Below are 21,144 nucleotides of genomic sequence, written 5' to 3' on the forward strand. Positions count from 1 at the left end.
GGTGATTCTGCGTGCGTCGGCCGCCTTCGGCCTCGCTTGTCTCACGACAGTGGTCGGGGCGGGCTCGGCGGAGGCCGCCGCGGGGTGCTCGATCCTGCAGTTCCGGTCGCCGGGGTTCCACTCGCTGTCGCGCCTGGCGCGGATCGAGTTGCCGTCGGGGAAGAGCACCGAGCTCGGGCGGCTCGACTACCAGATCAACGCCGCCGGGTACTCGAAGGAGCAGGACAAGGTCTACGGGATCGCCGCTCGTGACAAGCACGGCTCGTACCATCGCCGCCCACACCTGGTGGCTGTCGATCGCCGCGGCGCCGTCACCGATCTGGGTCCGGTACGGGTCGGTGTCGGTGGGGTCGCCGACCCGACGGCCGGGGCGGTGGCGGGGTCGCGGTTGTACCTGCGCGACGGGCATCGGCTGTACACGATGAACATCGACCCGCGCAGTACGGCGTACAGGACCGTGGTGAAGGTGGTGCACCTGTCGCCGCTGCTGCCCGCGTTGTCGGTGGACGACTTCGCGATGGATCCCGGCAGCGGGTTGCTCTACGGGATCTCCACGACCGGTCTCTCGGCGAAGGTGGTCAGCCTCGATCCGTTGCGGGGCAAGGTGAAAGTCGTCGCAACGGTGCGTGGGGTGTCCGGGCATGACTCGTTCAGCTCGGTGGTGATGTCGGGCCGCACCCTGTACGCCGTACGCACGGGTCACGGGTCTCGCAGCCGGCTCTACCGAATCGCCCTGGACGGCTCGTCGACCGAGCTCGCCTCCTTGCCCGGCGCCATCTCCTCGGACGCCGCCGGCTGTCTCCACCAAGCACCACCACCACCACCACCACCGCCACCGCCTCCGCCACCGCCTCCGCCACCACCTCCGCCACCACCCCCACCTTCGCCGACGCCGACGCCAACTCCGACTCCGACTCCGACTCCGACGCCGCCACCTCCTTCATCCACCCCCACTCCCAAACCTCCGAAGCCGACGCCGACCATCACTCCCAGGCCCACGCCGACTCCCCGTCCATCGGCGCGCCCGACTCCAACGCCGACGCCCACCCCTACGCCAACTCCCACCCGCACGCCCACCAGCGTTGCCGAGGTCCCACTGCCTCCACCACCGACTACCTCGCCAACACCCACGCCAACCCCACCGCCCCGATCGATCCCACCCTCTCCGGACGTCATTACCATCGCTCCGCAAACAGCAGACACCCCTGAACCCATGGACAACACAGTCCGCGCCCTCCGTCGCTGGTCTCTGGCGACTCTCCTGGTAGTCCTAGCCGGAGGCGCAGCCATGTCCGCCCAACGCCGGATGCGCCGATGACCCGGTCGCGGGTGAAGTTGGTCGGGATGGACCAGGAGCTGCGCGTACTGCGAACAGCGGTGCGAACGGCTCCAGGGCTGGTGCTGGTAGTCGGGGAAGCAGGCGTCGGGAAGAGCCGCCTGCTGGACGAGGTTCGGTCGTCGCACTCAGCGCGATGGCTGGTTGGCCGGTGTCACCCAATAGAGGATCAAGTCCCGCTGGCGCCCGTGATCGAGGCACTAGGCAAGCCCGTACTGCGTTCTGGTACGCGCCACGCGGTCTTCACCTCCGTTCTGGACCAGCTGTCAAGCACCGGTCCAACCGTCCTGGTCGTCGAGGATCTCCACTGGGCTGACTCCGGAACCCTTCAGCTCTTGCGATTCGTGGCCAGCCGGCTGCCGCGCGAGCTGGTGCTGATCGGCACCTACCGGCAAGAAGGCACGCAGAACGCCGGCGAGATCACCGCTCTCGCCGGTTGCGTGCCATCCGGTGTGCGAGCCACCGAAGTACGGCTTCAGCCGCTCAACCGGGACGGGGTCCACGATCTTGCCGCTGAGCTGCTCGGAGTGAAATCGTTGCCACCGGCCCTGATCGACGAACTGGTCGAGCGGACGGGCGGCCTCCCGTTCGTGGTCGAGGAACTTCTCCGTGACGAATCGATCGGCAGGGGAGCGATCGACACGACCACGATCATTCGCGCGCTGGCCGGCAAGCCAGCTCCGGTGGCGCTGCGGGCCTCGCTCACCATCCGCTTGCAGCAGGTCCCCGACTTCTGCCGCGAGGTGATCCGCGCGGCCGCAGTACTGGACAGCCCTGCTCGGGAAATCTTGCTCGGCGCCGTCGCCGACGTCACCGGGTGCGAGTTGACCACCGCGATGGATGCCGGCTTGGCCCGCGGCCTCCTCGGCGAACCGCGGCCTGGTATCTACGACCTTCGCCATACCCTGGCCCGTCGCGCGATCTACGAGACGATCCCGCCCGACGAAGTACGGCGGTTGCATCGCCGGGCGGCGACTGCGCTGGCGGCGGTCGAGCCTCCGGACCATGCTCAGATCGCGGTGCACTCGCGGCTCGGCGGATCGCTCGGCGACTGGATGATCCATGCGGAGCTGGCCGCGGACCATGCACAGTCCCGCGGTGATGACGCCGTCGCGGCTCGGCAGTTGACCGAGATGTTGCAGGTCGAGGCGTTGACCTGGGGTGATCGCGCGCGGCTGGCCGTCAAGCTCGCCAAGGTGGCGGCACCGGGAGGGCAGTGGGAAGACGCGATCGCGGCTGTGAAGACCGCGCTGGCCGAGTCCGCTGTCGTCAGCCCGGTTCGCGGCCGGCTGCGGTTGGCGCTCGGCCTGCTGCAGGAGCAAGCGGGCCAGCTCCGCGCCGCCCGTCACGAGTTGACCGCAGCGATCAGCGAACTGGGCGAGGATCAGGAGTCGGTGGCCTGGGCGCTTTCCGCACTGGCCGTGCCGACCGCGGGGGCTGAGCCGATCGCCGAGCAACGAGCTTGGCTGGAACGCGCGTTGCTCTTGATCAGCGACGATCCGGAGGCCGACGGGCAACTCGCCGTACGGCGTAATCAGGCGCGGACCCGGTTGGCACTCGGTGAGGTGGACGAGGCTGACGGCGTCGAGATCGCGAGCGGGCTGGCGTGGTTGGGGCACGATCGACGCAGTACGGCGTTGCTGGATCGCGCGGCGGAGACCGAGAACCCTTTTACCAGAATGGAAATCGCGGCCACGAGGGCACGACTGGACTTTGCCGCCGGCAACTGGTCGGGACTGGCCGACCGGTTGGCACTGGCACGCGACGAAGCATCCGGTCTGCAGTTGCTGCGCGCGGAGCTCGATCTGGTCGACGGACGACTACGGTTGGCGCAAGGTGATGTTGCTGGTGGCAAACAGTTGCTCGAATCGGTGCTTCAGGCAACCGTCGACGGGCCATGGCCGGTACGAGTCGCCGCGGCCGCCGCGCTGGACCGGTACGCCGATGCGCCACTGGGGGAGTGCGTTGCCCTGGTGATCCGCAAGGATGGTTGGGCGTGGGCCGGTGACTTGATCGCCCGTGCGGTCGAGCGGGGCGAGGACTCCCATCGCCTGGCGGCTGACTTCGCCGCCGCGGTGGCTGAGCGAGAGGCACCCGCTGCTGCGGCTGCGGTCTCACTTGTTCGTGCTGTGGTCGAGGATTCGGTGGAGCTGTTCGGCGTTGCCGCTGAGCAGTATCGAGCCCTGGGCAGGCCCTACGACGAATGCATCGCATCGGAAGGGCGCGGGTTGCGGCTACTCGCGGAAGGACAGCCTTCTGAGCTTGTCGCCACGGCTTTGGCCTACGAGGCGATGGGCGCGCGCGGCGACGCACGGCGCTGCCGCGACGTACTGCGGGAAGCCGGGATCGCCATCAGGCCCAAACGCGGCCGGCGCGGCTACGGGAACGCGCTCTCTCCCCGCGAGCTCGAGGTGGCCCGCCTGGCGGCCGATGGCCTGAGCAACAGCCGGATCGCCGCGAAGCTGACCTTGTCGGTCAGCACCGTCGAAGACCACTTGTCGCACGCGATGCGGAAGCTCGAGGTGCGTTCCCGGCGCGACCTCGCACCCCTGCTCACGCCCTGACCCAGCCGACGACGGCCAGGCCAGGGCGTGGCGAGTCAGGCGGTGATGATGGCGGGGTCGCTGACGCCCGCCTCACCCGTTTCGACGTGCCCGGCGAAGCGCCGGAGGAACACGGTGTCGGTGTCGGCGAGCACCGCCACGTCGTACCACTGCTTGCTGTGATGCACGCTCAGCCGGTACTGCGCGTTCTTGCCCTTGAGCACCTTGAGTCGCTTGGGGCGCCCGTCGTACGAGTTCGTCAGGGTGAAGATGACGTCCTTCGCGCTGCCGTTCGTCAACGTGAAGTCGAGGTCGCCGGTGCTGCCGTTGTGCCGGGCGGTCACCTCCAGGCCGGTGTCGGGCTTGCCCTTGAAGGTGCGCAGGAAACCGTTCGGGCCGTGCACGGTCAGGTCGGTCACGCCGCCTGAGTACACGGTGTTCCAGGTGTCGGCGATCGACTTGCCGGCCTCGGTCGTGTAGGTCCACGGACCGTCGGTGCGGATCGGCGAGGTGATCCAGAACTGCCCGCCGGCGTCGTTGCCAGAGGCAAACGTAAGCTGGTACTTGCCGGCCTGCGTGGCGCCGTCGACGTACGGTGCGTAGGGCAACGGCCTGGTCCGCCGGGAACCGCTCTCTTGAACTGGCATGGCGCCGACCGCGGGCGGAGTCGGCCGGTAGTCCGGGTGCCGGTCGTTGTCCGGCGGCTCGTACGCCGACGTGTCGGGCAGCTGGCCGGGTTGCCTCGCGTCGGAGCTGAAATCGAACGCCGAGGTCAGGTCGCCGCAGATGGCGCGGCGCCAGGGCGAGATGTTGGGCTCGTGGACGCCGAACCTGCGCTCCATGAACTGGATGATCGAGGTGTGGTCGAGCACCTCCGAGCAGTTGTAGCCGCCGGTGCTCCAGGGAGAGACGACGATCATCGGCACGCGCGGGCCGAGACCGTACGGACCGGCCGTGTACCGCGAGCTGCCGGCGTACAGGTCGGGGCCGACCTCCACGGTGGACAGGCCTTGGGCCGCCGACTTCGGCGGGAGTGGCGGGACGATGTGGTCGAAGAAGCCGTCGTTCTCGTCGTAGGTGATGAAGAACGCCGTCTTGCTCCACACCTCCGGGTCCGAGGTCAGTGCGTCGAGGACCTGCGAGATGTACCAGGCGCCGTAGTTGGACGGGAAGTTCGAGTGCTCGGTGAATGCCTCGGGTGCCGCGATCCAGGAGACCTGCGGGAGGTTGCCGTTCTTGACGTCCGCGCGGAGGTGGTCGAACAGGCCGTCGCCGGCCTTCGCGTTCGTGCCGGTGCGGGCCTTGTCGTAGAGCGGGTTGCCGGGGGAGGCGTTGCGGTACTGGTTGAAGTACAACAGCGAGTTGTCGCCGTAGTTGCCGCGGTACGCGTCCTCGATCCAGCCCCAGTGGCCCGGGCCGTCGAGGCCGTCGCCGATGTCCTGGTAGATCTTCCAGGAGACACCGGCCTGCTCCAGCCGTTCGGGGTACGTCGTCCAGCCGTAGCCGAGCTCGTCGTTGCCGAGCACCGGGCCACCGCCGGTACCGTCGTTGCCGGTGTAACCCGTCCACATGTAGTAGCGATTCGGGTCGGTCGCGCCGATGAAGGAGCAGTGGTAGGCGTCGCAGACGGTGAACTTGTCGGCGAGGGCGTAGTGGAACGGGATGTCCTCGCGGGTCAGGTACGCCATCGTGGGCGCGGACTTGGCCGGCACCCAGCGGTCGTACTTGCCGTTGTTGTAGGCCGCGTGGCCGTCCGGCCAGCTGTGGGGCAGCCCTTGGAGGAACTGCATGCCGAGGTCGTCGGCCTCCGGGTGGAACGGCAGGATGTCCTTTGTGCCGTTCGACTGATGGAAGACGGACTTGCCGCTCGGCAACGTGACGGGCCGGGGATCACCGAAGCCCCGGACGCCCTTCAGCGACCCGAAGTAGTGATCGAAGGAACGGTTCTCCTGCATCAGCACGACGATGTGCTCGACATCCTCGATGCTGCCGAGCCGCCGGTTCGCCGGGATCGCGGCGGCCTGCTCGATACTGCTCGACATCGCTGCGAAGGCGGCGGTACCTCCGGCTAGCTGCAGAAACCTGCGACGGTTGAGTTCTGGCATGGGCGGATTCTCCTCGTCGGGCGGAACGGGAAAGAGAACAACAGATGGCAGCATCGTGACAAAAGCTGCGCGTAACTGTCGGTTTCAAACCGTAACGGACGGAGTTAACGTTTGAACAGCGTTTGGTACGTCGCCTATGGATCCAATCTCGCGATCGACCGCTTCCGCTGCTACGTGGCCGGCGGCCGCCCTGCCGGCGGGATGCGCGAGTACGCCGGCTGCCGCGATCCGAGCGACCCGGAGAGCGTTCTCAGCCTCGAGATCCCCGGCGGGGACTTCGCGCGAGCTGTCAGCGCGGTCGTCGACACCGTCGAGACAGCCCACGTCCTGGGCCCCGGCCGCTACGAGACGATCACCCGCGTGGCGGTGCGCGACGGCGTACCGATGCTGACCATGACGAACGGCGAAGCAGCCACCCTCAAGCCGTCAGCACCGAGCGCGGCGTACCTGCGCTGGATCGCCGCGGGTCTTCGCGAAGCGCATGGGTGGGACGGCGAACAGATCGCCGACTATCTGAGCGCCATGCCCGGCGCGAGCGGCACCCTGGAGCCGCGACGAGCTGGTCGTTCTAAGTCGTATGGAATTCATATGATACGGTTCAGATATCAAGTCGGAGGTACTCAGGAAAGGTGAGGGACGATGCGGATCACGGTGTTCGGAGCGACCGGGCGGATCGGGGCGGCGGCGGTTGAGCAGGCGCTCGAGGCGGGGCACAAGGTGGTCGCGGTGGTGCGCGCCACTGCGCAGTACGAGGTGACGCATCCGGCGCTCGAGGTGGTGAAGGTGTCTGGGCTGACGGCCGCGGCAGAGTTGCTTGGGGCAGTTGATGGAGCAGAGGCCGTGCTGTCGGGCGTCGGCCCGCGAGGGCGCAAGGACGGACCGGTCACGTCGACCGCGACCCGGGCGATCACGCAGGCGATGTGGGAGACCGGAGTACGCCGATACGTCGGTGTCAGCGCCGCACCGGTCGGCCCGGTGCCACCCGATGACAGCCTGGTCAACCGCAGGCTCATCCACCCGTTCTTCAGCTGGTTCCTGAAGGAGACCTACGCCGATCTCGCTTTGATGGAACGAGAACTGGCAAACACCGGCATCGAGTGGACCGTCGTCCGCCCACCCAAACTGGTCAGCAAGCCGGTCACCGGCACCTACCGAACCGCCCTCGACGCCAACCTCCCACGCGGCCTGTCGATCTCCCGCGAAGACACCGCCCACCTCATGCTCTCCACCCTCACTGACCCGTCGACGATCGGCCATCCGGTTGGGATCGCTTACTGATGAGGCTCGTCCGCTTCGCCAACGTCTGGTTCGCCGGGCTGTTCGCCGGGTTCCTGCTGACGGTGCTGGTCTTCGAGCAGTCCTTGCGGCGCTTCGATGCGCAGATCTACACCCAGGTGCGCCAGGTGGAACTGGTCCGGCTGGACGGCCTCGCGAGTGTGACGTTGCTTCCGGCAATCATCACGACAGCAGTGCTGGTACTCCGGGCCAGGCGCGGGCCGGCGATGGTGGCGCTGGTGCTCCTGGCCGGGGTGTTCGTGCTGACGCTCGTCGTCAACCTCCCGATCAACTCCGACCAGGCCGACTGGGTGGTGGCGAATCCGCCGGCCGACTGGGCCGACGTTCGGGATCGGTGGCAGCTCGCGCATCTCGGCAGGACAGTTGCGGCGATGGTTGCGTTCGGCTTGCTTGTCGGCGTACGGGGCCGGTCTGCTGAGTAGGGTGTTGTTCGGAGGTCGTACAACACGAGGAGCGCATTTTATGAGTCCGGTAGCTTCTGATGATGCTCGGTGCCGGCGGCGGCTGGCGAACGAGATCAAGGACTCGTTGCGGGAGCTGAGCAATCAGTTGTCGTTGCTCAATCACCAGGTCGGCGCGCGTCTCGAGCTCAAGGACGCCGATCTGGACTGCCTGGATCTGATCAGCAGGCACGGGCCGATGAGCCCGAGTGCGGTGGCTCGACGGGCCGGGTTGCACCCGGCGACGATGACAGGCATCCTCGACCGTCTCCAGCGCGGCGGCTGGATCACCCGCGAACGCGATCCCGACGCCACCGATCGCCGCGCGGTCACGGTTCGCGCGCTCCGTGACCGCAGTGCCGAGGTCTTCCAGCTCTACGGTGGCATGAACACCAAGATGGACGAGCTCCTGGCCGGCTACACCGGGGCCGACCTGGAACTCCTGGTCGACTTTCTCCAACGCACGACGGCCGCCGGTCAGACCGCGACGAGCACTCTCGCCGAGGCCTGACCGACGGCACTTAGCTACCTCGCGATAGCCACGCAGGTGGTGGTGGCCTTCTTGGTGGGGTCGCTCTCGGAGGTTGCGGTGAGGGTGACCTTGGCGACCGGGGCGGCCTTGGTGGCGGCCTTGGCCTGGACAGGGATCTTGATCGTCGAGCCGGCCTTGGCGGTGGCCAGGGCGTTGGGGAGGCTGACTGTCCAGCCCGTGCCGACGATCTTGGTGGACAGGCGGTAGACGTCGTTGTCCAGGTACTTCGCGACATCCTCCGGGTGGGTGCCTTGCGGCGGAGCGGTCTTGCCGGTGTTGGTCAGCGGGAAGTCGCAGGTGCTGACGCCGTCACGACCCGCGAGGCCGACGGTCGGCAGCACCCGTACGCCGCGCTTCTGCGGCCCGGCGCCGTCGAGCGAGCGGATCGCCACCGTGTAGGAGAGTTCGCCCTCGCTGTTGCGGCGCATGTTGGTGACGTAGAAGTGCAACCGGTTCGCCTGGTCGACATACTCGTACTCGCTGCCCGAGTTGGTGCCCGCATGGAAGAGCGCGTCGGAGAGCTGGCGGTAGTCGCCGATCGTGATCGGGACCTTCGTACCGTCGGGGAGAACGTAGTCGGTCATCCCGATGTCCTGCGGGTTCGCGTCGATGACCCACTCGAACGGCGCCGCGTCCTGGTTCTTGGTCTTCGCCAGCAGTACGCCGGCGTCGGGGGTGAACGAGTCGGTGCCGACCCGGTCGACGACCTCGACCGTGTAGTTGTTGTACCCACCGCCATCGCACATCGGGTTCGTCGTGACGTTGCAGGTGGGGGAGAGGTCCCCGGTGCCGAGCTGGATGTTGACGCCCGACAACCCGGTGGCGCCCGGCTGGATCGCCCGGGCGGTGACGTCGGCGACGACCAGACCCGACTGGGCGAGCGCCTCACGCGACAGGCGCAGTACGTTCTGCTCGTCGACCATCTGCAGCTTGATCTTGTTGCGCAGCATGTGTTGCGCACCCATCGACGCGCCACCGGTCGCCGGGATCATCCACCTGCTGTGTGGACCGCCGGGGCCGTTGAAGGTGCCGCGGCTGAGCATTTCCCAGATGCCGCTGTACGCGCGCCGCGGCGGTACGCCGAACGGGTTGTTGTAGTTGTCGCCGATGCCGAGCACGTGGCTCAGTTCGTGCGCGAAGACCGACATGCCGGAGCTCTCGGCCTGGGTGGTCGAGCCGCCGCCCGCGTTGGGCCACAGCGTCGAGCCGGAGGCCCAGGAGGTCCAAGGGACGTAGCGGGTGAGCGACCAGTTCGGCAGCGCCGGGTCGGGCGGGCCGAAGGCGTCGGTGACGTCCTCCTTGGTCGGGAACTTCATCGGCCCGAACTCCTGCCAGGTGGACGACTCGTCCTGGCCGGCGCTCATGTAGAAGATGAAGTCGAACCCTGCCGGTACTTCGGCGCCGACGTCGGCGACCCAGGCGGCGCGGGCGTCGGTCCGCAGGTTCTTGTTGCAGGCGTCGCCCGCAGGGCAGGCGGTGCCGCCCTGGAACTCCATCGCATACTCATGCGACTTGCCCGGCATCTGATAGGCGCCGAAGGAGGTCAGCTCCACGCCGTACCGGCCGCCAGAGTCCTCCATCCAGTACTCGTGGATGGTGTGCCCGCGATTCAGCGCGTTGGGCGTGTTCAGGAAGTCGCGGTAGAAGTCGGCGACCTGCGCACGCGGTACGCCGCTCGCCTCGGCACTCGGGTTGCCGAACACCGTGGAGCCCTTCGGCTGGGTGACGACGAACGGCTGGTTCGGGTAGTCGACGAGCACGAGCGCGCCCTTGAACGTCCGGACCGAACCCTTCTTGCTCGGGTCGGCCCAGTCGGTACCGGGCGGCTTCTTGTAATCGGCCCACGTCATGTGGTCCGGATTGACCCAGTTCTGAGGGTCGACGGGCGTGCCGAAGCCAGGCTGCGCGACTCGCTTTCCGGCGAACCCCTGCTCCTGCCACGGCTGCTGCTGCGGCCAGTGGTCGAACTGCCAGGGGTGGACGGGATCGGCCTGCGCGGCCGCCGGTACTGCGGCCGCGGCGGGGCGGGTCTCGTTGCCGGGTGCGGCGAAGGCGAGGCTTGGAATCGAGACGGCGGCCAGCAGTGCGGTCGCACGCAGGGCAAGACGGAACTTTCGTTGCTCAGACACAGGCGGGGTCCGATTCGACGAAGGAAACCTACGGGTGCTTCAGCATGCCTCATCCGGTGCCCGTGCGCCCAGCCGGATTTCCCTTGATTTCGCCGAAAAGACGGCACGGGGCGGCGGAAGTGGCCTCCGCAGAGTGGTTGCCGAGGGCAACGGACCGCTGTGCATACCTCGCTCACCGCGGCAAGCGCTTACCCCGGCGTGTCGGGGTGGTGGTGCGAGGCCGTGTATGCGTGGCGGTTCGGCAGGCCGGACCCCGTCGCGGCGCAACAGGCGCGTTGGCCGAGACGGTGCTGTTCCGCTGACCCAGTACCCCGGCCTCGATCACCATGAGATGAGTGTATACAGTATGTGGTCGAGCGGATAGCCTGGCGGAGACGCAGTGCCAAGAGGACGGAGGGCTCGTTCCCCATGTACGCAGTCACGAACCCGGCGACGGGCGAACTGATCGAAGAAGTCCCGAACGCGACGGCCGAGGAGGTGCAGGCGGCGATCGAGCGGGTGCACGGTGGGTACCGGGCCTGGCGGCGCCGGAGCGTCGCCGAGCGGGCCGCGATCGTCAAGCGGGCGGCGGTCCTGTTCGCCGAGCGTGCCGACGAGCTCGCCGCGATCATGACCCTGGAGATGGGCAAGCGGATCAACGAGGGCCGCGGCGAGGTCGGCATCGTGGTCGACATCTTCAACTACTACGCCGACAACGGCCCGGCGCTGCTGGCCGACGAGCCGGTCGCGATCAAGGGCGGCCAGGCGGTCATCACCAAGGGGCCGATCGGCCCGCTGCTCGGCATCATGCCGTGGAACTTTCCCTGCTACCAGGTCGCCCGCTTCGTCGCGCCGAACCTGGTCCTGGGCAACACGATCCTGCTCAAGCACGCCTCGATCTGCCCGCGCTCGGCCGCGGCGATCGAGTCCGTACTGCGCGACGCCGGCGTACCGGACGACGTCTATGTCAACACCTTCGCGTCGTCGCGGCAGATCCCGGCGATCCTGGCCGACCCCCGGATCCAGGGCGTCTCGCTGACCGGCAGCGAGCAGGCCGGCATCTCGGTCGCCGCCGAGGCGGGCAAGAACCTGAAGAAGACGGTGCTGGAGCTCGGCGGGTCCGACCCGCTGATCGTGCTCGACACCGACGACATGGATGAGACGGTCAAGGCCACCGCGACCGCCCGGATGCGGAACTGCGGCCAGTCCTGCAACGCGCCGAAGCGGATGATCGTGCTCGCCGACCTGTACGACGAGTTCGTCGACAAGCTCACCAAGCGCGTCGCCGACTTCTACCTCCCCGGCGACCCGGCCGACCCGGCGACCAAGCTGCCCCCGCTGGCGTCGATCGCCGCCGCTGACGAGGTAGCCGAGCAGGTCGAACGCGCAGTACGGCAGGGTGCGACGCTGCGCACCGGGGGTCAGCGGATCGAGCCCGGCGCGTACCTCGAAGCGACCGTGCTGACCGACGTCACGCCGGAGATGGATGCGTACTACGAGGAGATCTTCGGGCCGGTCGTCATCGTCTTCAAGGCCGAGACCGACGAGGAGGCGATCGCGATCGCGAACGACTCGCCGTTCGGCCTCGGCGCGAGCGTCTTCGGTACCGACCCGATCCGCAATCGCCAGGTCGCGGACCAGATCGAGTCGGGGATGGTCTACATGAACAGCGCCGGCGGGTCTCAGGCCGACCTGCCGTTCGGTGGCATCAAGCGCTCCGGCATGGGGCGCGAACTCGGCCCGGCCGGCATCGAGGAGTTCATGAACAAGAAGTCGATCCGGCTCTGAGGGTCGCGCCTGGTTAGGGTTGCCGGCGTGAACACAGTGAGGGCTTCCCATATCGTCTGGGACTGGAACGGCACGCTGCTGCACGACAACTCGGTCGTGCTCGCAGCGGTCAACGAGGTCTGCGCAGCCTTCGGGCGGGCGCCGTTGCGGTGGGAGGAATGGCAGGAGTTCTACTCGCGACCGGTGCGCGCCTGTTACGAGCGGATGCTGGACCAGCCGCTGAATGACGAGGACTGGGCTCGGGTCGATCGGCTGTACCACGACCGGTACGACCTGCTGCTGCACACGAGCGGCCTGGCGCCCGGCGTACCGGATGAGCTGGTGGCGTGGCGCGACGGCGGCCGGACCCAGTCCCTGCTGTCGATGTGGTTCCACTCCCGCCTAGTCCCGACCGTGGCCGGCCACGACCTCACCGACCTCTTCCAGCGCATCGACGGCCTCCCCGGCGACCTGGGCGGCGACTCCAAAACCGACCACCTCATCCGCCACCTAGAGGCCCAACACCTCAACCCGTCCGACGTCGTCATCATCGGAGACGTAGTAGACGACGCTCTCGCCGCCACCGCCATCGGCGCCCCCTGCATCCTCGTAGCGACCGGCGCCATGACCCGCCATTCCCTCGAAGCCACCGGCACCCCAGTAGCAGCCACAATCACCGAGGCCATGCAGTACGTCGTACCAGCCTGACTGGAACGACGAACGGGCCGCGAGCGGAGTGCTCGCGGCCCGTTCCAGCAGGAATTCAGCTGTTGATGTCGTCGTCCTGGCCGTCTAGGGAGTCGAGGCGGTCTTTTGCCTGGTCCATGCCCTGGTCGATCTTCTCGGAGTGCTCGCCGCCGGTCTTCTCGTCGATCATGCCGCCGGCCTTGTCGAGGCCCTCGCTGACCTTGTCGCCGTGGTCGTCGACCGCGTCGGTCGCCTTGTCCTTGAAACTGTCGAAGACACCCATGTCGCCGTCGTCCTTTCATCGGAGTCGAGCGTCTCGCGGCCAGCGCCCCCTCCGCAGGGCGGCGGCGTTCCGCTGACGCTCCGTACCCGGGCCATGTGCCCCTCCCGGAGGTTGCCAAACGCAACGGCTACCTCCGGGAGGTTCGAGCGACCCGTCAGCCGTTCGCCCAGAGGCGGTCGACGCGGCTGGATTCGGTGGAGTTCGGGTACGGGTTGGTGCAGGACGGGCCGGGGCCGCCGCCCGACATCAGTTCGCTGCACGGACCGGAGTAGTGGTCGGGGAGTCCGAGCACGTGGCCGGTTTCGTGGGCGGTGATCCGGGTGGAGTCGTACACCTGGGCCTGGCGGTAGTCGATGAAGATGTAGCCGCGCCCGTGGCCGTCCGTGGAGGCGTACGACCCGCGCGAGCTGTTGCCTTCGCGGTAGTAGAAGTCGTAGTTGCTGCCCTGGACCAGCGTCACGTTGTTGGTCGCGTTGTTCCAGATCTGCGTACTGCGGGAGATCTGGGTCGCGAAACTCGGCGCCCGGCTGGCGCTGTAGACGACCGTGACGGCGGCCAACGGGTTGCCGGCCTTGGCCCGCTTGGCCTCGGCGGACTTCATCACGGCTTGGTAGAAGGCCTTGGTCGCGGCCTCGTCTTGCGGCGAGCCGGTGTAGGTGGAGACGAACGAAGTACCGGACTCGGTGGCGGGAGCCGGTACTGCGGCCGCCGTGCCGGCGGATGCTGCGGGGACGGCCAGTGCAACTGCTGCGGCGATTCCTGCGAGGGCAGGCAGAACTCGGGACATGCGGAGCCTCACTCCCTGGGCGGTGGCGGAAAGCGATCAGTGCCTCACTGTTCGCAACTGAAAAGGATGCTGGCACCGGCCTGGGTTTTCCGCACCAGGACAGCAAATACACAGGGGTTAACCTTCGCTCCCTGGCTCCTTACTCTCGGTGAAAAGTTACCAACTATCACCGTGAGTTGTATATATCCCACTCTCTGCGAGGTATAAGGGTGACGAATGGGTCGAACCGCCCCTTGACCTAGGAGGAGTTATGGCTGGACTGCGTGGAGAAGTCTCATGGTTCTGTTGCGGCAACGCATGGGGACCCTGTGGAACCGCCGGGCACGGCGCCTGCGGTACCTGCAACTCGGGGAGTTGGCAGCACGCTTGGACCAACACGTCCGACGCCTGCTACGCGATCACCCGTCCGGACCGGTGTGGGATCACCGGCGTCTCCCGGCGTACCTGCGGCTTCAGGCACGCCACCACCAACCTGTGCAACGGCGCACGAGTGGTCACCACGATCGCGGACTGCGGACCGCAGACCGATCTGTTCTGCGGCGAGCGAGCCTGCTGCGGCGGCACTTGCGCCTCCAACCGGGTGATCGATCTGACCCCGGCGGCGTTCAGTGCGATCGGGAGTCTGAACGCCGGACTCATCCCGTGCAACGTAGAAGCCGGCTGAGGGGGACTGACTGATGACGAACACACTCGACCGCCGCACCCTGCTCACCAGCGCCGTCCTCGGCACCACCGCGACCCTCGTGGGCGCGACCGCGATGGGTTCATTGGCTCCCGAAACGGCTTTCGCCGCCCGCTCGCAGAGCCCCGAGCCCGGCGCGCCCGACCCGAACTTCGCCGAGGGCCGGGTAACCGCCCGGGACGGCAGCATGATTCTGGTCTCCGGCTCGGACGGCCGGTTCCACCGGATCCGGCTGACCGGCGGTACCAGCGTCTGGAAGCTCCGGCCGACCACACTCGACCAGGTCAAGGTCGGCGACGGCCTGTACGCGCGCGGCGTGCTGATGCCCGACGGCACGCTCGCCGCCGAGTCGATCTGGGTGAACATCGTGAACCTGAAGGTGCACGTCACCGCGATCGGGAAGAACGTCCTGTACCTCGACCACAGCGGTTCGAGGATCGTCGGCCATGTCGTTCCCGGCACCAGCGCGGCGGTCTACAACGGGAAGCCGGCCGTGTCCGACCTGTCGATGGTCAAGGTCGGCAAGCATGCGCAGGTGATCGGCGCCTGGCGGCCGGACACCAACGAGATCGACGTCGCCACCATCTACGCGGCGGCCTAGGAGGTCCGCCGATGATGGGACAAGTAGCGGCCCTGCAGGCGCTGGTGATCGGCGCGCTGCTGGTCTGGTCCTCGTACGGCAAGCTCGTGGGGCCTCTGGTTGGTGCCAGGGCCCGGCGGACTGCCCTCAAGAAGTTCGTCGGCGAAAAGCGGGCCGAGCCGGCGTTCCGTGCGGTGGGTGGTGTCGAGCTGCTGATCGGCGCCGCGCTCCTGCTGCCTCCACTCTGGATGATGGAGAGTTTGGCCGCAATCGCTTTGTCAGTAGGCTTTCTCGGCTACCTGACCTATTCGCGAGTCGCGTCGCCGGACTCGTCCTGCGGTTGTGCAGGTTCGGCGACTGCGCCAGTGACGTGGCGGACGTTCGGTCGGGCCGGGCTGTTGCTGGCTGCCGCAGTACTGGCGTCGACGGCTGACGTCGGGTGGTGGTCGGCGCCGGGTGGGGCCGCCATTGCGGTGGTGCTGGTGGAGGTGATGCTGTTCGTTGCCTTGTCGTCCGAACTCGACAGACACTGGCTACTGCCCTTGCGACGGCTCAAGGTCAGGCTCACGCACCCATTGGCAGCCACTGCCGCGTACGACGTACCGCTGGCCACGACGCAACACCAGTTGTTGCGTAGTGGTGCCTATCGGGCGGTGAACAGCCTGCTGCGATCCGACATCCGCGACCACTGGGATGAAGGGGAGTGGCGGTTCGTCAGCTACACGGCCACGTACGACGACCGCCCGGCGACGGCCGTCTTCGCAGTACCGCGACTGCGCTATGAGCCGGATGAGATCCGGGTAGCGATCGTGGACGACGAGAACGGCGAAACGGTCTACCGGCCTTCACTGCTGCCAGTGCTGGCCTGACCGCACGGGTGGGCAGCGCATCGCGCGATCGCCCCGAGCTGCGACCTTGAGCACGGGCCAGTCAGCCCAAGCCCGGATATCCGCCTACCCGGTGCCCACGGTCGTACGCTCATCGACCCAAGCCACCACCTTGAGCACCGGGTAGTCGCCCCGTCGGTACGCAGCGTGGGGTTAACTCCGCTTCGCGGGGTTCGCCCCTTGGTAGGCCAATGGGCGAACCGTCCTTGAGGGGGTTAACCCCAACGCCAGGTGGTTAAGCGGTTCGGGGAGGGTGGTTTGCCCAGGGGGCCTTGACGAAGTGATGCTCCACCTAGCCAACCGGCTTTTGGGATTACCTGTCTCGGTTGAGGTGCCGAGCGGCGCCGAAGGGGTGGGAGGTTGTTTGTCAGACGCTGCGCAGGACCGAGACGACGATGCCGAGGATGACCGCGTTGTCGCCGTCGATGACCTCGTACGCCTCGTTGCGCGGCTCGAGGTACACGTGGCCGTTGCGGCGGCGGTAGACCTTGACGGTCGCTTCCTCGTCGATCATCGCGGCGACGATCTGGCCGGAGTGCGCCTCGGTCTGCTGCCGGATCACGACCATGTCGCCGTCGCAGATCGCGGCGTCGATCATCGAGTCACCGCGCACCCGCAGGGCGAAGATGGTGCCTCGGCCGGTCAGTTCGCGGGGCAGCTTGAGGGTGTCGTCGAGGTGCTCGATCGCCGAGATCGGCGTACCGGCCGCGATGTCGCCGACCACCGGGACGGAGACCGAGTCGTCGGCGGGCGCCTGCGGCCGGCCGTCCTGCAGGAACATCCGGACGTCGATCGGCCGCGACATCGACTGACTCCTGCTGAGGAAGCCCTTCTCCTCGAGCGCGGCCAGGTGCTTCGACACCGTCGAAGACGACCGCAGCCCCACCGCGTCCCCGAGTTGCCGTGTACTCGGCGAGTACCCGTGCCGGCCCACCCATTCCCGGATCGCCACCAGAATCTTCTGCTGCCGCACCGGAAGACTCGAAGCGTTCAACTGCTCGAAGGGGTCAAGGTCGTCGTAGGTCACCGACCGGATTCTGTCACAGCCCGGCCGGCTGTTCTGTCATCTCTGGAGGGCTGGCGTCGCAGGTCACAGAGCCGAAGTGATCTCGATGACGGACAACCAAGGCCGGCCGCGACCATGATGACAAGGAACACCTGACACCCAACCGGTCAAAGGAGATCTGGATGGCTATCGGCAGTGGTCCCGCTGAGCATCAGCTTGCTACCTCGGTTCTGGTGATAGGTACCGGGGGAGCGGGGTTGCGTGCCTCGATCGAGCTGGCCGAGCAAGGGGTGGAAGTGCTTGCCGTGGGCAAGCGTCCGCGGGCCGACGCGCACACCTCGCTGGCGGCCGGTGGGATCAACGCCGCGCTGGCCACGATGGATCCGGAGGACAGTTGGCAGCAGCATGCGGCCGACACCCTGAAGGAGAGCTACCTGCTGGCGAACCCGGTCACGGTGCAGATCGTGGCCGAGGGCGCCAGGCGTGGCATCGACGACCTGGAGCGGTACGGGATGCCGTTCGCGCGGGAAACCGACGGGCGCATCTCGCAGCGGTTCTTCGGCGCGCACACCTACCGGCGGACGGCCTTCGCCGGTGACTACACCGGGCTGGAGATCCAGCGCACGCTGATCAACCGGGCGCTGCAGCTGAAGGTGCCGGTCCTCGACACGGTGTACATCAGCCACATCCTGGTCCAGGACAACACCGTGTTCGGTGCCTACGGCTTCGACCTGAACGACGGCACGCGGTACGTGATCCACGCGGACGCCGTCGTTCTGGCGGCCGGCGGCCACACCCGGATCTGGCGCCGTACGTCGTCGCGGCGGGACGAGAACACCGGCGACTCCTTCCGGCTCGCGGTCGAGGCCGGCGGGCGGATCCGCGATCCCGAACTCGTCCAGTTCCACCCGTCCGGGCTGATCGAGCCGGAGAATGCGGCCGGCACGCTGGTGTCGGAGGCGGCGCGTGGCGAGGGCGGACAGCTGCGCAACAACCTGGGTGAGCGGTTCATGGCCCGCTACGACCCGGAGCGGATGGAGTTGTCGACGCGGGACCGGGTCGCGCTGGCGGCGTACACGGAGATCAAGGAAGGCCGCGGTACGCCGAAAGGCGGCGTCTGGCTCGACGTCTCGCACCTGCCGCGCGAGACGATCATGCGCCGGCTCCCGCGCGTCTACCAGACGCTGCTCGAACTCCAAATGCTCGACATCACCCAGCAGCCGATCGAGATCGCACCGACCGCGCACTACTCGATGGGCGGCGTGTGGGTGCGGCCTGACGATCACGGGACCGGTGTCGACGGGCTGTACGCGATCGGCGAAGCGGCCAGTGGTCTGCACGGCGCTAACCGGCTCGGCGGGAACTCGCTGATCGAGTTGCTGGTGTTCGGGCGGATCGTGGGGGAGGAGGCCGCGAAGTACTCGAAGGAACGGCAGTCGCAGGTGCGCTCGGCCGACGTACTGGGTGAGGCGCGGGCCGAGGTCGACGGGTTGCTCGCCAGCGACGGGCCGGAGAATGTGCGTGCCCTGCAACGGGTTCTGCGCGACACGATGACGACGCACGCCGGTGTCGTCCGCGACGAGGAAGGCCTACTCAAAGGGTTGTCGGAGCTGGCCGAACTCGAAGAGCGGATGGGGCGCGTCGGCGTTCATCCGGATATCGCGGGGTTCCAGGATCTGGCCCACGCGTTCGACCTGAAGTCTTCGGCGCTGGCCGCCCGCGCGACGCTCGACGCGGCCCTGGTACGCCGGGAGACGCGCGGCTGCCACAACCGGTCCGACTATCCCGAGCTGGACGAATCGCTGCGGGTGAACCTGGTCTGGTCCGGGCCGGGGCAGGTCGAGCAGGAGGAGATCCCAGCGATTCCCGCCGAGCTCGCCAGCCTGATGAGAGAAGTCTCCAGCACCGGCAAACTGGTCGAGTAGGAGACTTCAGTCGTTGGGGCGGGAGATCCCTAGGCCACTGCGAGCGTCCCGGCCGTACTTCGCGAGCTCGGCGGCGAGGTCCAGGCGGCCGGACTTCGCGCGGTCCTCGTCGGTGAGTAGGGCGGCCGGGATGATCCAGACGATCTCGAACTCCAGGCCGTCGGGGTCCTGGCCGTAAAGGGACTTGGTGGTGCCGTGATCGGAGGCGCCGATGAGGGCGCCGGCGTCGGTGAGCGCCTTCGCCAGGTCCTCGAGGTCGCCGAGGGAGTCGACCTCCCAGGCCAGGTGGTAGAGGCCGACCGTGGTCTTGCCCGCACCGGACGGCCTGGCCGCGTCACCGAGCTGGAACAGGCCGAGGTCGTGGTCGTTGGTCGACCCGGGCGCGCGCAGGAACGCGGCGCCCTGGTAGGCATCCCCGCCCTCGGTGTAGCCGAACCCGAGAACGTCGCGGTAGAAGGCGACGCTCGCGGTCACGTCGCGCACGTACAGAACCGCATGGTTCAGCCGGAAGATCGCCATGACCCGATAGTAGTTGAGGACTCAACTGGCGGATAGGTGCCGGCCGGCGGAGCTCAGTCGCGTTGCTTGGACTTCGCGGCCTTCACGCGCTCGGCCTCGGCCTGGACCTCGGCCTGGGTGGCGCGCTCGCGCTGCAGCCACTCCGGGTTCTCCTCGCGCAGTTCTTCGATCTGCTCGGTGGTCAGCGGCTCGGTGATGCCGCCCCGGGCGAGACCGGAGATGGAGATGGCCAGCCGGGCCGCGACGACCGGGCGCGGGTGCGGGCCGGTACGCCGAAGCTCACGCAGCCACTCGGGCGGGTCGCTCTGCAGCGAGTTGAGCTCGTCGCGGGAAACGACACCCTCCTGGAACTCCGCGGGGGTGGCTTCCAGGTACACGCCCAGCTTCTTGGCCGCCGTCGCGGGCTTCATCGTCTGGGTGGTTTTCTGCGAACTCATACCGCCTAGGGTATCGAGGATGCGGCCGCTCCCCGACCACGCCGGATAGCCTGGGCCGGTGACTGCACCCTCGTTCCGGCTCGCGTACGTCCCCGGCGTCACACCGACCAAGTGGGTGCGGATCTGGAACGAGCGGCTGCCGAGGGTCGCGCTCGAGCTGATCCCAGTGGCCGCGGCGGAGGCGGCGGATGTCGTACGGGCCGGTGGTGCCGATGCCGCGCTGCTGCGCCTGCCGATCGACCGGACGGGGCTGAACGCGATCCCGCTTTATACCGAGACGACGGTGGTCGTAGTACCGAAGGACCATCTCGTGACGGCGGCCGAGGAGGTGACCGCGGCCGATCTCGCCGACGATGTCGTACTGCGTCCGCTGGACGACACGCTCGAGTGGGAACAGTTGCCGGGTCACCCTTTCGCCGAGCGGCCGGCGACCACGGCGCTGGCGATCGAGCTGGTCGCGGCGGGGGTCGGGCTGCTCGTCGTACCGCAGTCGCTCGCGCGGCTGCATCACCGCAAGGACCTCACCTACCGGCCGATCACGGACGCCCCCGAGTCGCGGGTCGTGCTGAGCTGGCCGGAGGGCGACCCTACGGACCTGATGGAACAGTTCATCGGCATCGTTCGGGGCAGGACAGTGAACAGCTCGCGCCAGCCGGCCGCCGCGCCCAAGGCCGCGCCCAAGGCCAAGGCCAAACCACCGAAGAAGTCCGCCCCGAAGACCCCGAACCGCCCCCAACGAGGGAATCGCCGCCGCTAATCTTGACTCATTCCAGAAAAGGCGGCAGACTCCGAGACGTGGAGACGGATTTCGAGCGCAGGTTGCGCGGGGCGGCACTGCGTGTGACGCGGCCCCGGGTGGCGGTGCTCGCCGCGGTGCACGAGCAGCCGCACGCCGACACGGACTCGATCATCCAGTCCGTGCGGGCGGATCTCGACGTCTCCCACCAGGCCGTGTACGACGTACTGCGCGCGCTGACCACCGCCGGTCTGCTCCGGCGGATCCAGCCGTCCGGGTCGGTCGCCCGCTACGAGTCGCGGGTCGGTGACAACCACCACCACGTCGTCTGCCGGTCCTGCGGAGCCATCGCCGACGTCGACTGCGCGCACGGCTCCGCCCCATGTCTGACGGCTTCGGACGATCACGGTTATGTGATCGACGAGGCCGAGGTCGTCTATTGGGGCCTTTGCCCCGACTGTTCCATCACGTCCAGAACTCCTTGACCC

At 67.8% G+C, this 21,144-nt stretch carries 21 protein-coding genes; 14 read left to right on the top strand and 7 right to left on the bottom strand.

Annotated elements, in window-relative coordinates; translation table 11 throughout:
* Position 1 precedes the first annotated feature (1 nt).
* Positions 2 to 1,318 (top strand): DUF6923 family protein, encoded by a 1,317-nt coding sequence (locus A3ES_RS0133715; protein ID WP_157630889.1) that lies wholly within the window; start codon positions 2 to 4, stop codon positions 1,316 to 1,318.
* Positions 1,315 to 3,900: an ATP-binding protein gene (locus A3ES_RS0133720; protein WP_020391261.1), complete on the top strand. Its 2,586-nt coding sequence runs from the start codon at positions 1,315 to 1,317 to the stop codon at positions 3,898 to 3,900. Before A3ES_RS0133715 ends, A3ES_RS0133720 begins: the two co-directional genes overlap by 4 nt.
* Positions 3,901 to 3,935: 35 nt before the next feature.
* Here A3ES_RS0133720 and A3ES_RS0133725 read toward each other — a convergent pair whose 3' ends face one another.
* Entirely contained in the window at positions 3,936 to 5,984 is a 2,049-nt protein-coding gene (locus tag A3ES_RS0133725) for a phosphocholine-specific phospholipase C (protein ID WP_020391262.1), read from the bottom strand.
* 111 nt (positions 5,985 to 6,095) lie between these two features.
* Here A3ES_RS0133725 and A3ES_RS49365 point away from each other — a divergent pair, with 111 nt between their 5' ends.
* From A3ES_RS49365 to A3ES_RS0133745, 4 genes are read left to right on the top strand one after another with little or no spacing between them, the layout of a single operon-like run.
* A complete protein-coding gene (locus A3ES_RS49365; RefSeq protein ID WP_020391263.1) occupies positions 6,096 to 6,617 on the top strand; it encodes a hypothetical protein in 522 nt (173 codons plus the stop codon).
* A 6-nt stretch (positions 6,618 to 6,623) separates the two neighbouring features.
* On the top strand, positions 6,624 to 7,262 hold the full coding sequence (locus A3ES_RS0133735) for an NAD(P)-dependent oxidoreductase (RefSeq protein WP_020391264.1): 639 nt from the start codon (positions 6,624 to 6,626) through the stop codon (positions 7,260 to 7,262).
* Positions 7,262 to 7,702 carry an anthrone oxygenase family protein gene (locus A3ES_RS49370; protein WP_020391265.1) on the top strand — a complete coding sequence of 147 codons (441 nt, stop codon included), beginning with the start codon at positions 7,262 to 7,264 and terminating at the stop codon, positions 7,700 to 7,702. The genes A3ES_RS0133735 and A3ES_RS49370 overlap by 1 nt, the downstream gene beginning before the upstream one ends.
* Before the next feature lie 40 nt (positions 7,703 to 7,742).
* On the top strand, positions 7,743 to 8,231 hold the full coding sequence (locus A3ES_RS0133745; RefSeq protein WP_020391266.1) for a MarR family winged helix-turn-helix transcriptional regulator: 489 nt from the start codon (positions 7,743 to 7,745) through the stop codon (positions 8,229 to 8,231).
* Positions 8,232 to 8,245: 14 nt separating this feature from the next.
* On the opposite strand, the gene A3ES_RS0133750 is transcribed toward A3ES_RS0133745, so the two are convergent.
* Positions 8,246 to 10,381 carry a M6 family metalloprotease domain-containing protein gene (locus A3ES_RS0133750; RefSeq protein WP_020391267.1) on the bottom strand — a complete coding sequence of 712 codons (2,136 nt, stop codon included), beginning with the start codon at positions 10,379 to 10,381 and terminating at the stop codon, positions 8,246 to 8,248.
* Between the two features lie 408 nt (positions 10,382 to 10,789).
* Here A3ES_RS0133750 and A3ES_RS0133755 point away from each other — a divergent pair, with 408 nt between their 5' ends.
* Together A3ES_RS0133755 and A3ES_RS0133760 are read left to right on the top strand one after the other, a co-directional pair.
* Complete coding sequence (locus A3ES_RS0133755) at positions 10,790 to 12,148, top strand: NAD-dependent succinate-semialdehyde dehydrogenase (RefSeq protein ID WP_020391268.1); 1,359 nt, start codon at positions 10,790 to 10,792, stop codon at positions 12,146 to 12,148.
* 27 nt (positions 12,149 to 12,175) lie between these two features.
* A complete protein-coding gene (locus tag A3ES_RS0133760) occupies positions 12,176 to 12,835 on the top strand; it encodes an HAD family hydrolase (RefSeq protein ID WP_020391269.1) in 660 nt (219 codons plus the stop codon).
* Between the two features lie 55 nt (positions 12,836 to 12,890).
* Here the strand turns inward: A3ES_RS0133760 and A3ES_RS0133765 are convergent, their stop codons facing one another.
* Together A3ES_RS0133765 and snpA are read right to left on the bottom strand one after the other, a co-directional pair.
* Positions 12,891 to 13,097 carry an antitoxin gene (locus A3ES_RS0133765; protein ID WP_020391270.1) on the bottom strand — a complete coding sequence of 69 codons (207 nt, stop codon included), beginning with the start codon at positions 13,095 to 13,097 and terminating at the stop codon, positions 12,891 to 12,893.
* A gap of 154 nt (positions 13,098 to 13,251) precedes the next feature.
* Positions 13,252 to 13,884, bottom strand: coding sequence for a snapalysin (gene snpA, locus A3ES_RS0133770; RefSeq protein ID WP_020391271.1), 633 nt, complete (start codon positions 13,882 to 13,884; stop codon positions 13,252 to 13,254).
* A gap of 250 nt (positions 13,885 to 14,134) precedes the next feature.
* Between snpA and A3ES_RS0133775 the strand changes: the two genes are divergently transcribed.
* Genes A3ES_RS0133775 through A3ES_RS49375 form a run of 3 tightly spaced genes read left to right on the top strand, consistent with a single transcriptional unit; the run spans position 14,135 to position 16,015 of the window.
* Positions 14,135 to 14,548, top strand: a complete 414-nt coding sequence (locus A3ES_RS0133775) for an RlpA-like double-psi beta-barrel domain-containing protein (RefSeq protein ID WP_020391272.1) — start codon at positions 14,135 to 14,137, stop codon at positions 14,546 to 14,548.
* Between the two features lie 13 nt (positions 14,549 to 14,561).
* Positions 14,562 to 15,167 carry a hypothetical protein gene (locus tag A3ES_RS0133780; protein ID WP_020391273.1) on the top strand — a complete coding sequence of 202 codons (606 nt, stop codon included), beginning with the start codon at positions 14,562 to 14,564 and terminating at the stop codon, positions 15,165 to 15,167.
* Between the two features lie 11 nt (positions 15,168 to 15,178).
* Entirely contained in the window at positions 15,179 to 16,015 is an 837-nt protein-coding gene (locus A3ES_RS49375) for a MauE/DoxX family redox-associated membrane protein (RefSeq protein WP_020391274.1), read from the top strand.
* 385 nt (positions 16,016 to 16,400) lie between these two features.
* Here A3ES_RS49375 and lexA read toward each other — a convergent pair whose 3' ends face one another.
* Positions 16,401 to 17,060 carry a transcriptional repressor LexA gene (gene lexA, locus A3ES_RS0133790; protein ID WP_020391275.1) on the bottom strand — a complete coding sequence of 220 codons (660 nt, stop codon included), beginning with the start codon at positions 17,058 to 17,060 and terminating at the stop codon, positions 16,401 to 16,403.
* A gap of 161 nt (positions 17,061 to 17,221) precedes the next feature.
* Between lexA and A3ES_RS0133795 the strand changes: the two genes are divergently transcribed.
* Complete coding sequence (locus A3ES_RS0133795; protein ID WP_020391276.1) at positions 17,222 to 18,964, top strand: L-aspartate oxidase; 1,743 nt, start codon at positions 17,222 to 17,224, stop codon at positions 18,962 to 18,964.
* 6 nt (positions 18,965 to 18,970) lie between these two features.
* Here A3ES_RS0133795 and A3ES_RS0133800 read toward each other — a convergent pair whose 3' ends face one another.
* Both A3ES_RS0133800 and A3ES_RS0133805 read right to left on the bottom strand, forming a co-directional pair.
* On the bottom strand, positions 18,971 to 19,483 hold the full coding sequence (locus tag A3ES_RS0133800) for a VOC family protein (protein ID WP_020391277.1): 513 nt from the start codon (positions 19,481 to 19,483) through the stop codon (positions 18,971 to 18,973).
* A 53-nt stretch (positions 19,484 to 19,536) separates the two neighbouring features.
* Positions 19,537 to 19,920 carry a DUF5997 family protein gene (locus tag A3ES_RS0133805; protein WP_020391278.1) on the bottom strand — a complete coding sequence of 128 codons (384 nt, stop codon included), beginning with the start codon at positions 19,918 to 19,920 and terminating at the stop codon, positions 19,537 to 19,539.
* A gap of 58 nt (positions 19,921 to 19,978) precedes the next feature.
* On the opposite strand from A3ES_RS0133805, the gene A3ES_RS0133810 reads away from it, so the two are divergent.
* Positions 19,979 to 20,677: a LysR substrate-binding domain-containing protein gene (locus A3ES_RS0133810; protein WP_020391279.1), complete on the top strand. Its 699-nt coding sequence runs from the start codon at positions 19,979 to 19,981 to the stop codon at positions 20,675 to 20,677.
* 38 nt (positions 20,678 to 20,715) lie between these two features.
* On the top strand, positions 20,716 to 21,141 hold the full coding sequence (locus A3ES_RS0133815) for a Fur family transcriptional regulator (protein WP_026163458.1): 426 nt from the start codon (positions 20,716 to 20,718) through the stop codon (positions 21,139 to 21,141).
* The last annotated feature ends 3 nt before the right edge of the window (positions 21,142 to 21,144 follow it).

Origin of the sequence: Kribbella catacumbae DSM 19601 (assembly GCF_000372465.1) — a bacterium.
Taxonomy (GTDB): domain Bacteria; phylum Actinomycetota; class Actinomycetes; order Propionibacteriales; family Kribbellaceae; genus Kribbella; species Kribbella catacumbae.

Coding starts and splice junctions, on each gene's coding strand:
- A3ES_RS0133720 (WP_020391261.1), top strand. CDS start 1,315: ATGACCCGGTCGCGGGTGAAGTTGGTCGGGATGGACCAGGAGCTGCGC.
- A3ES_RS0133725 (WP_020391262.1), bottom strand. CDS start 5,984: ATGCCAGAACTCAACCGTCGCAGGTTTCTGCAGCTAGCCGGAGGTACC.
- A3ES_RS0133735 (WP_020391264.1), top strand. CDS start 6,624: ATGCGGATCACGGTGTTCGGAGCGACCGGGCGGATCGGGGCGGCGGCG.
- A3ES_RS49370 (WP_020391265.1), top strand. CDS start 7,262: ATGAGGCTCGTCCGCTTCGCCAACGTCTGGTTCGCCGGGCTGTTCGCC.
- A3ES_RS0133745 (WP_020391266.1), top strand. CDS start 7,743: ATGAGTCCGGTAGCTTCTGATGATGCTCGGTGCCGGCGGCGGCTGGCG.
- A3ES_RS0133755 (WP_020391268.1), top strand. CDS start 10,790: ATGTACGCAGTCACGAACCCGGCGACGGGCGAACTGATCGAAGAAGTC.
- A3ES_RS0133765 (WP_020391270.1), bottom strand. CDS start 13,097: ATGGGTGTCTTCGACAGTTTCAAGGACAAGGCGACCGACGCGGTCGAC.
- snpA (WP_020391271.1), bottom strand. CDS start 13,884: ATGTCCCGAGTTCTGCCTGCCCTCGCAGGAATCGCCGCAGCAGTTGCA.
- A3ES_RS0133775 (WP_020391272.1), top strand. CDS start 14,135: ATGGCTGGACTGCGTGGAGAAGTCTCATGGTTCTGTTGCGGCAACGCA.
- A3ES_RS0133780 (WP_020391273.1), top strand. CDS start 14,562: ATGACGAACACACTCGACCGCCGCACCCTGCTCACCAGCGCCGTCCTC.
- A3ES_RS49375 (WP_020391274.1), top strand. CDS start 15,179: ATGATGGGACAAGTAGCGGCCCTGCAGGCGCTGGTGATCGGCGCGCTG.
- A3ES_RS0133795 (WP_020391276.1), top strand. CDS start 17,222: ATGGCTATCGGCAGTGGTCCCGCTGAGCATCAGCTTGCTACCTCGGTT.
- A3ES_RS0133800 (WP_020391277.1), bottom strand. CDS start 19,483: ATGGCGATCTTCCGGCTGAACCATGCGGTTCTGTACGTGCGCGACGTG.
- A3ES_RS0133805 (WP_020391278.1), bottom strand. CDS start 19,920: ATGAGTTCGCAGAAAACCACCCAGACGATGAAGCCCGCGACGGCGGCC.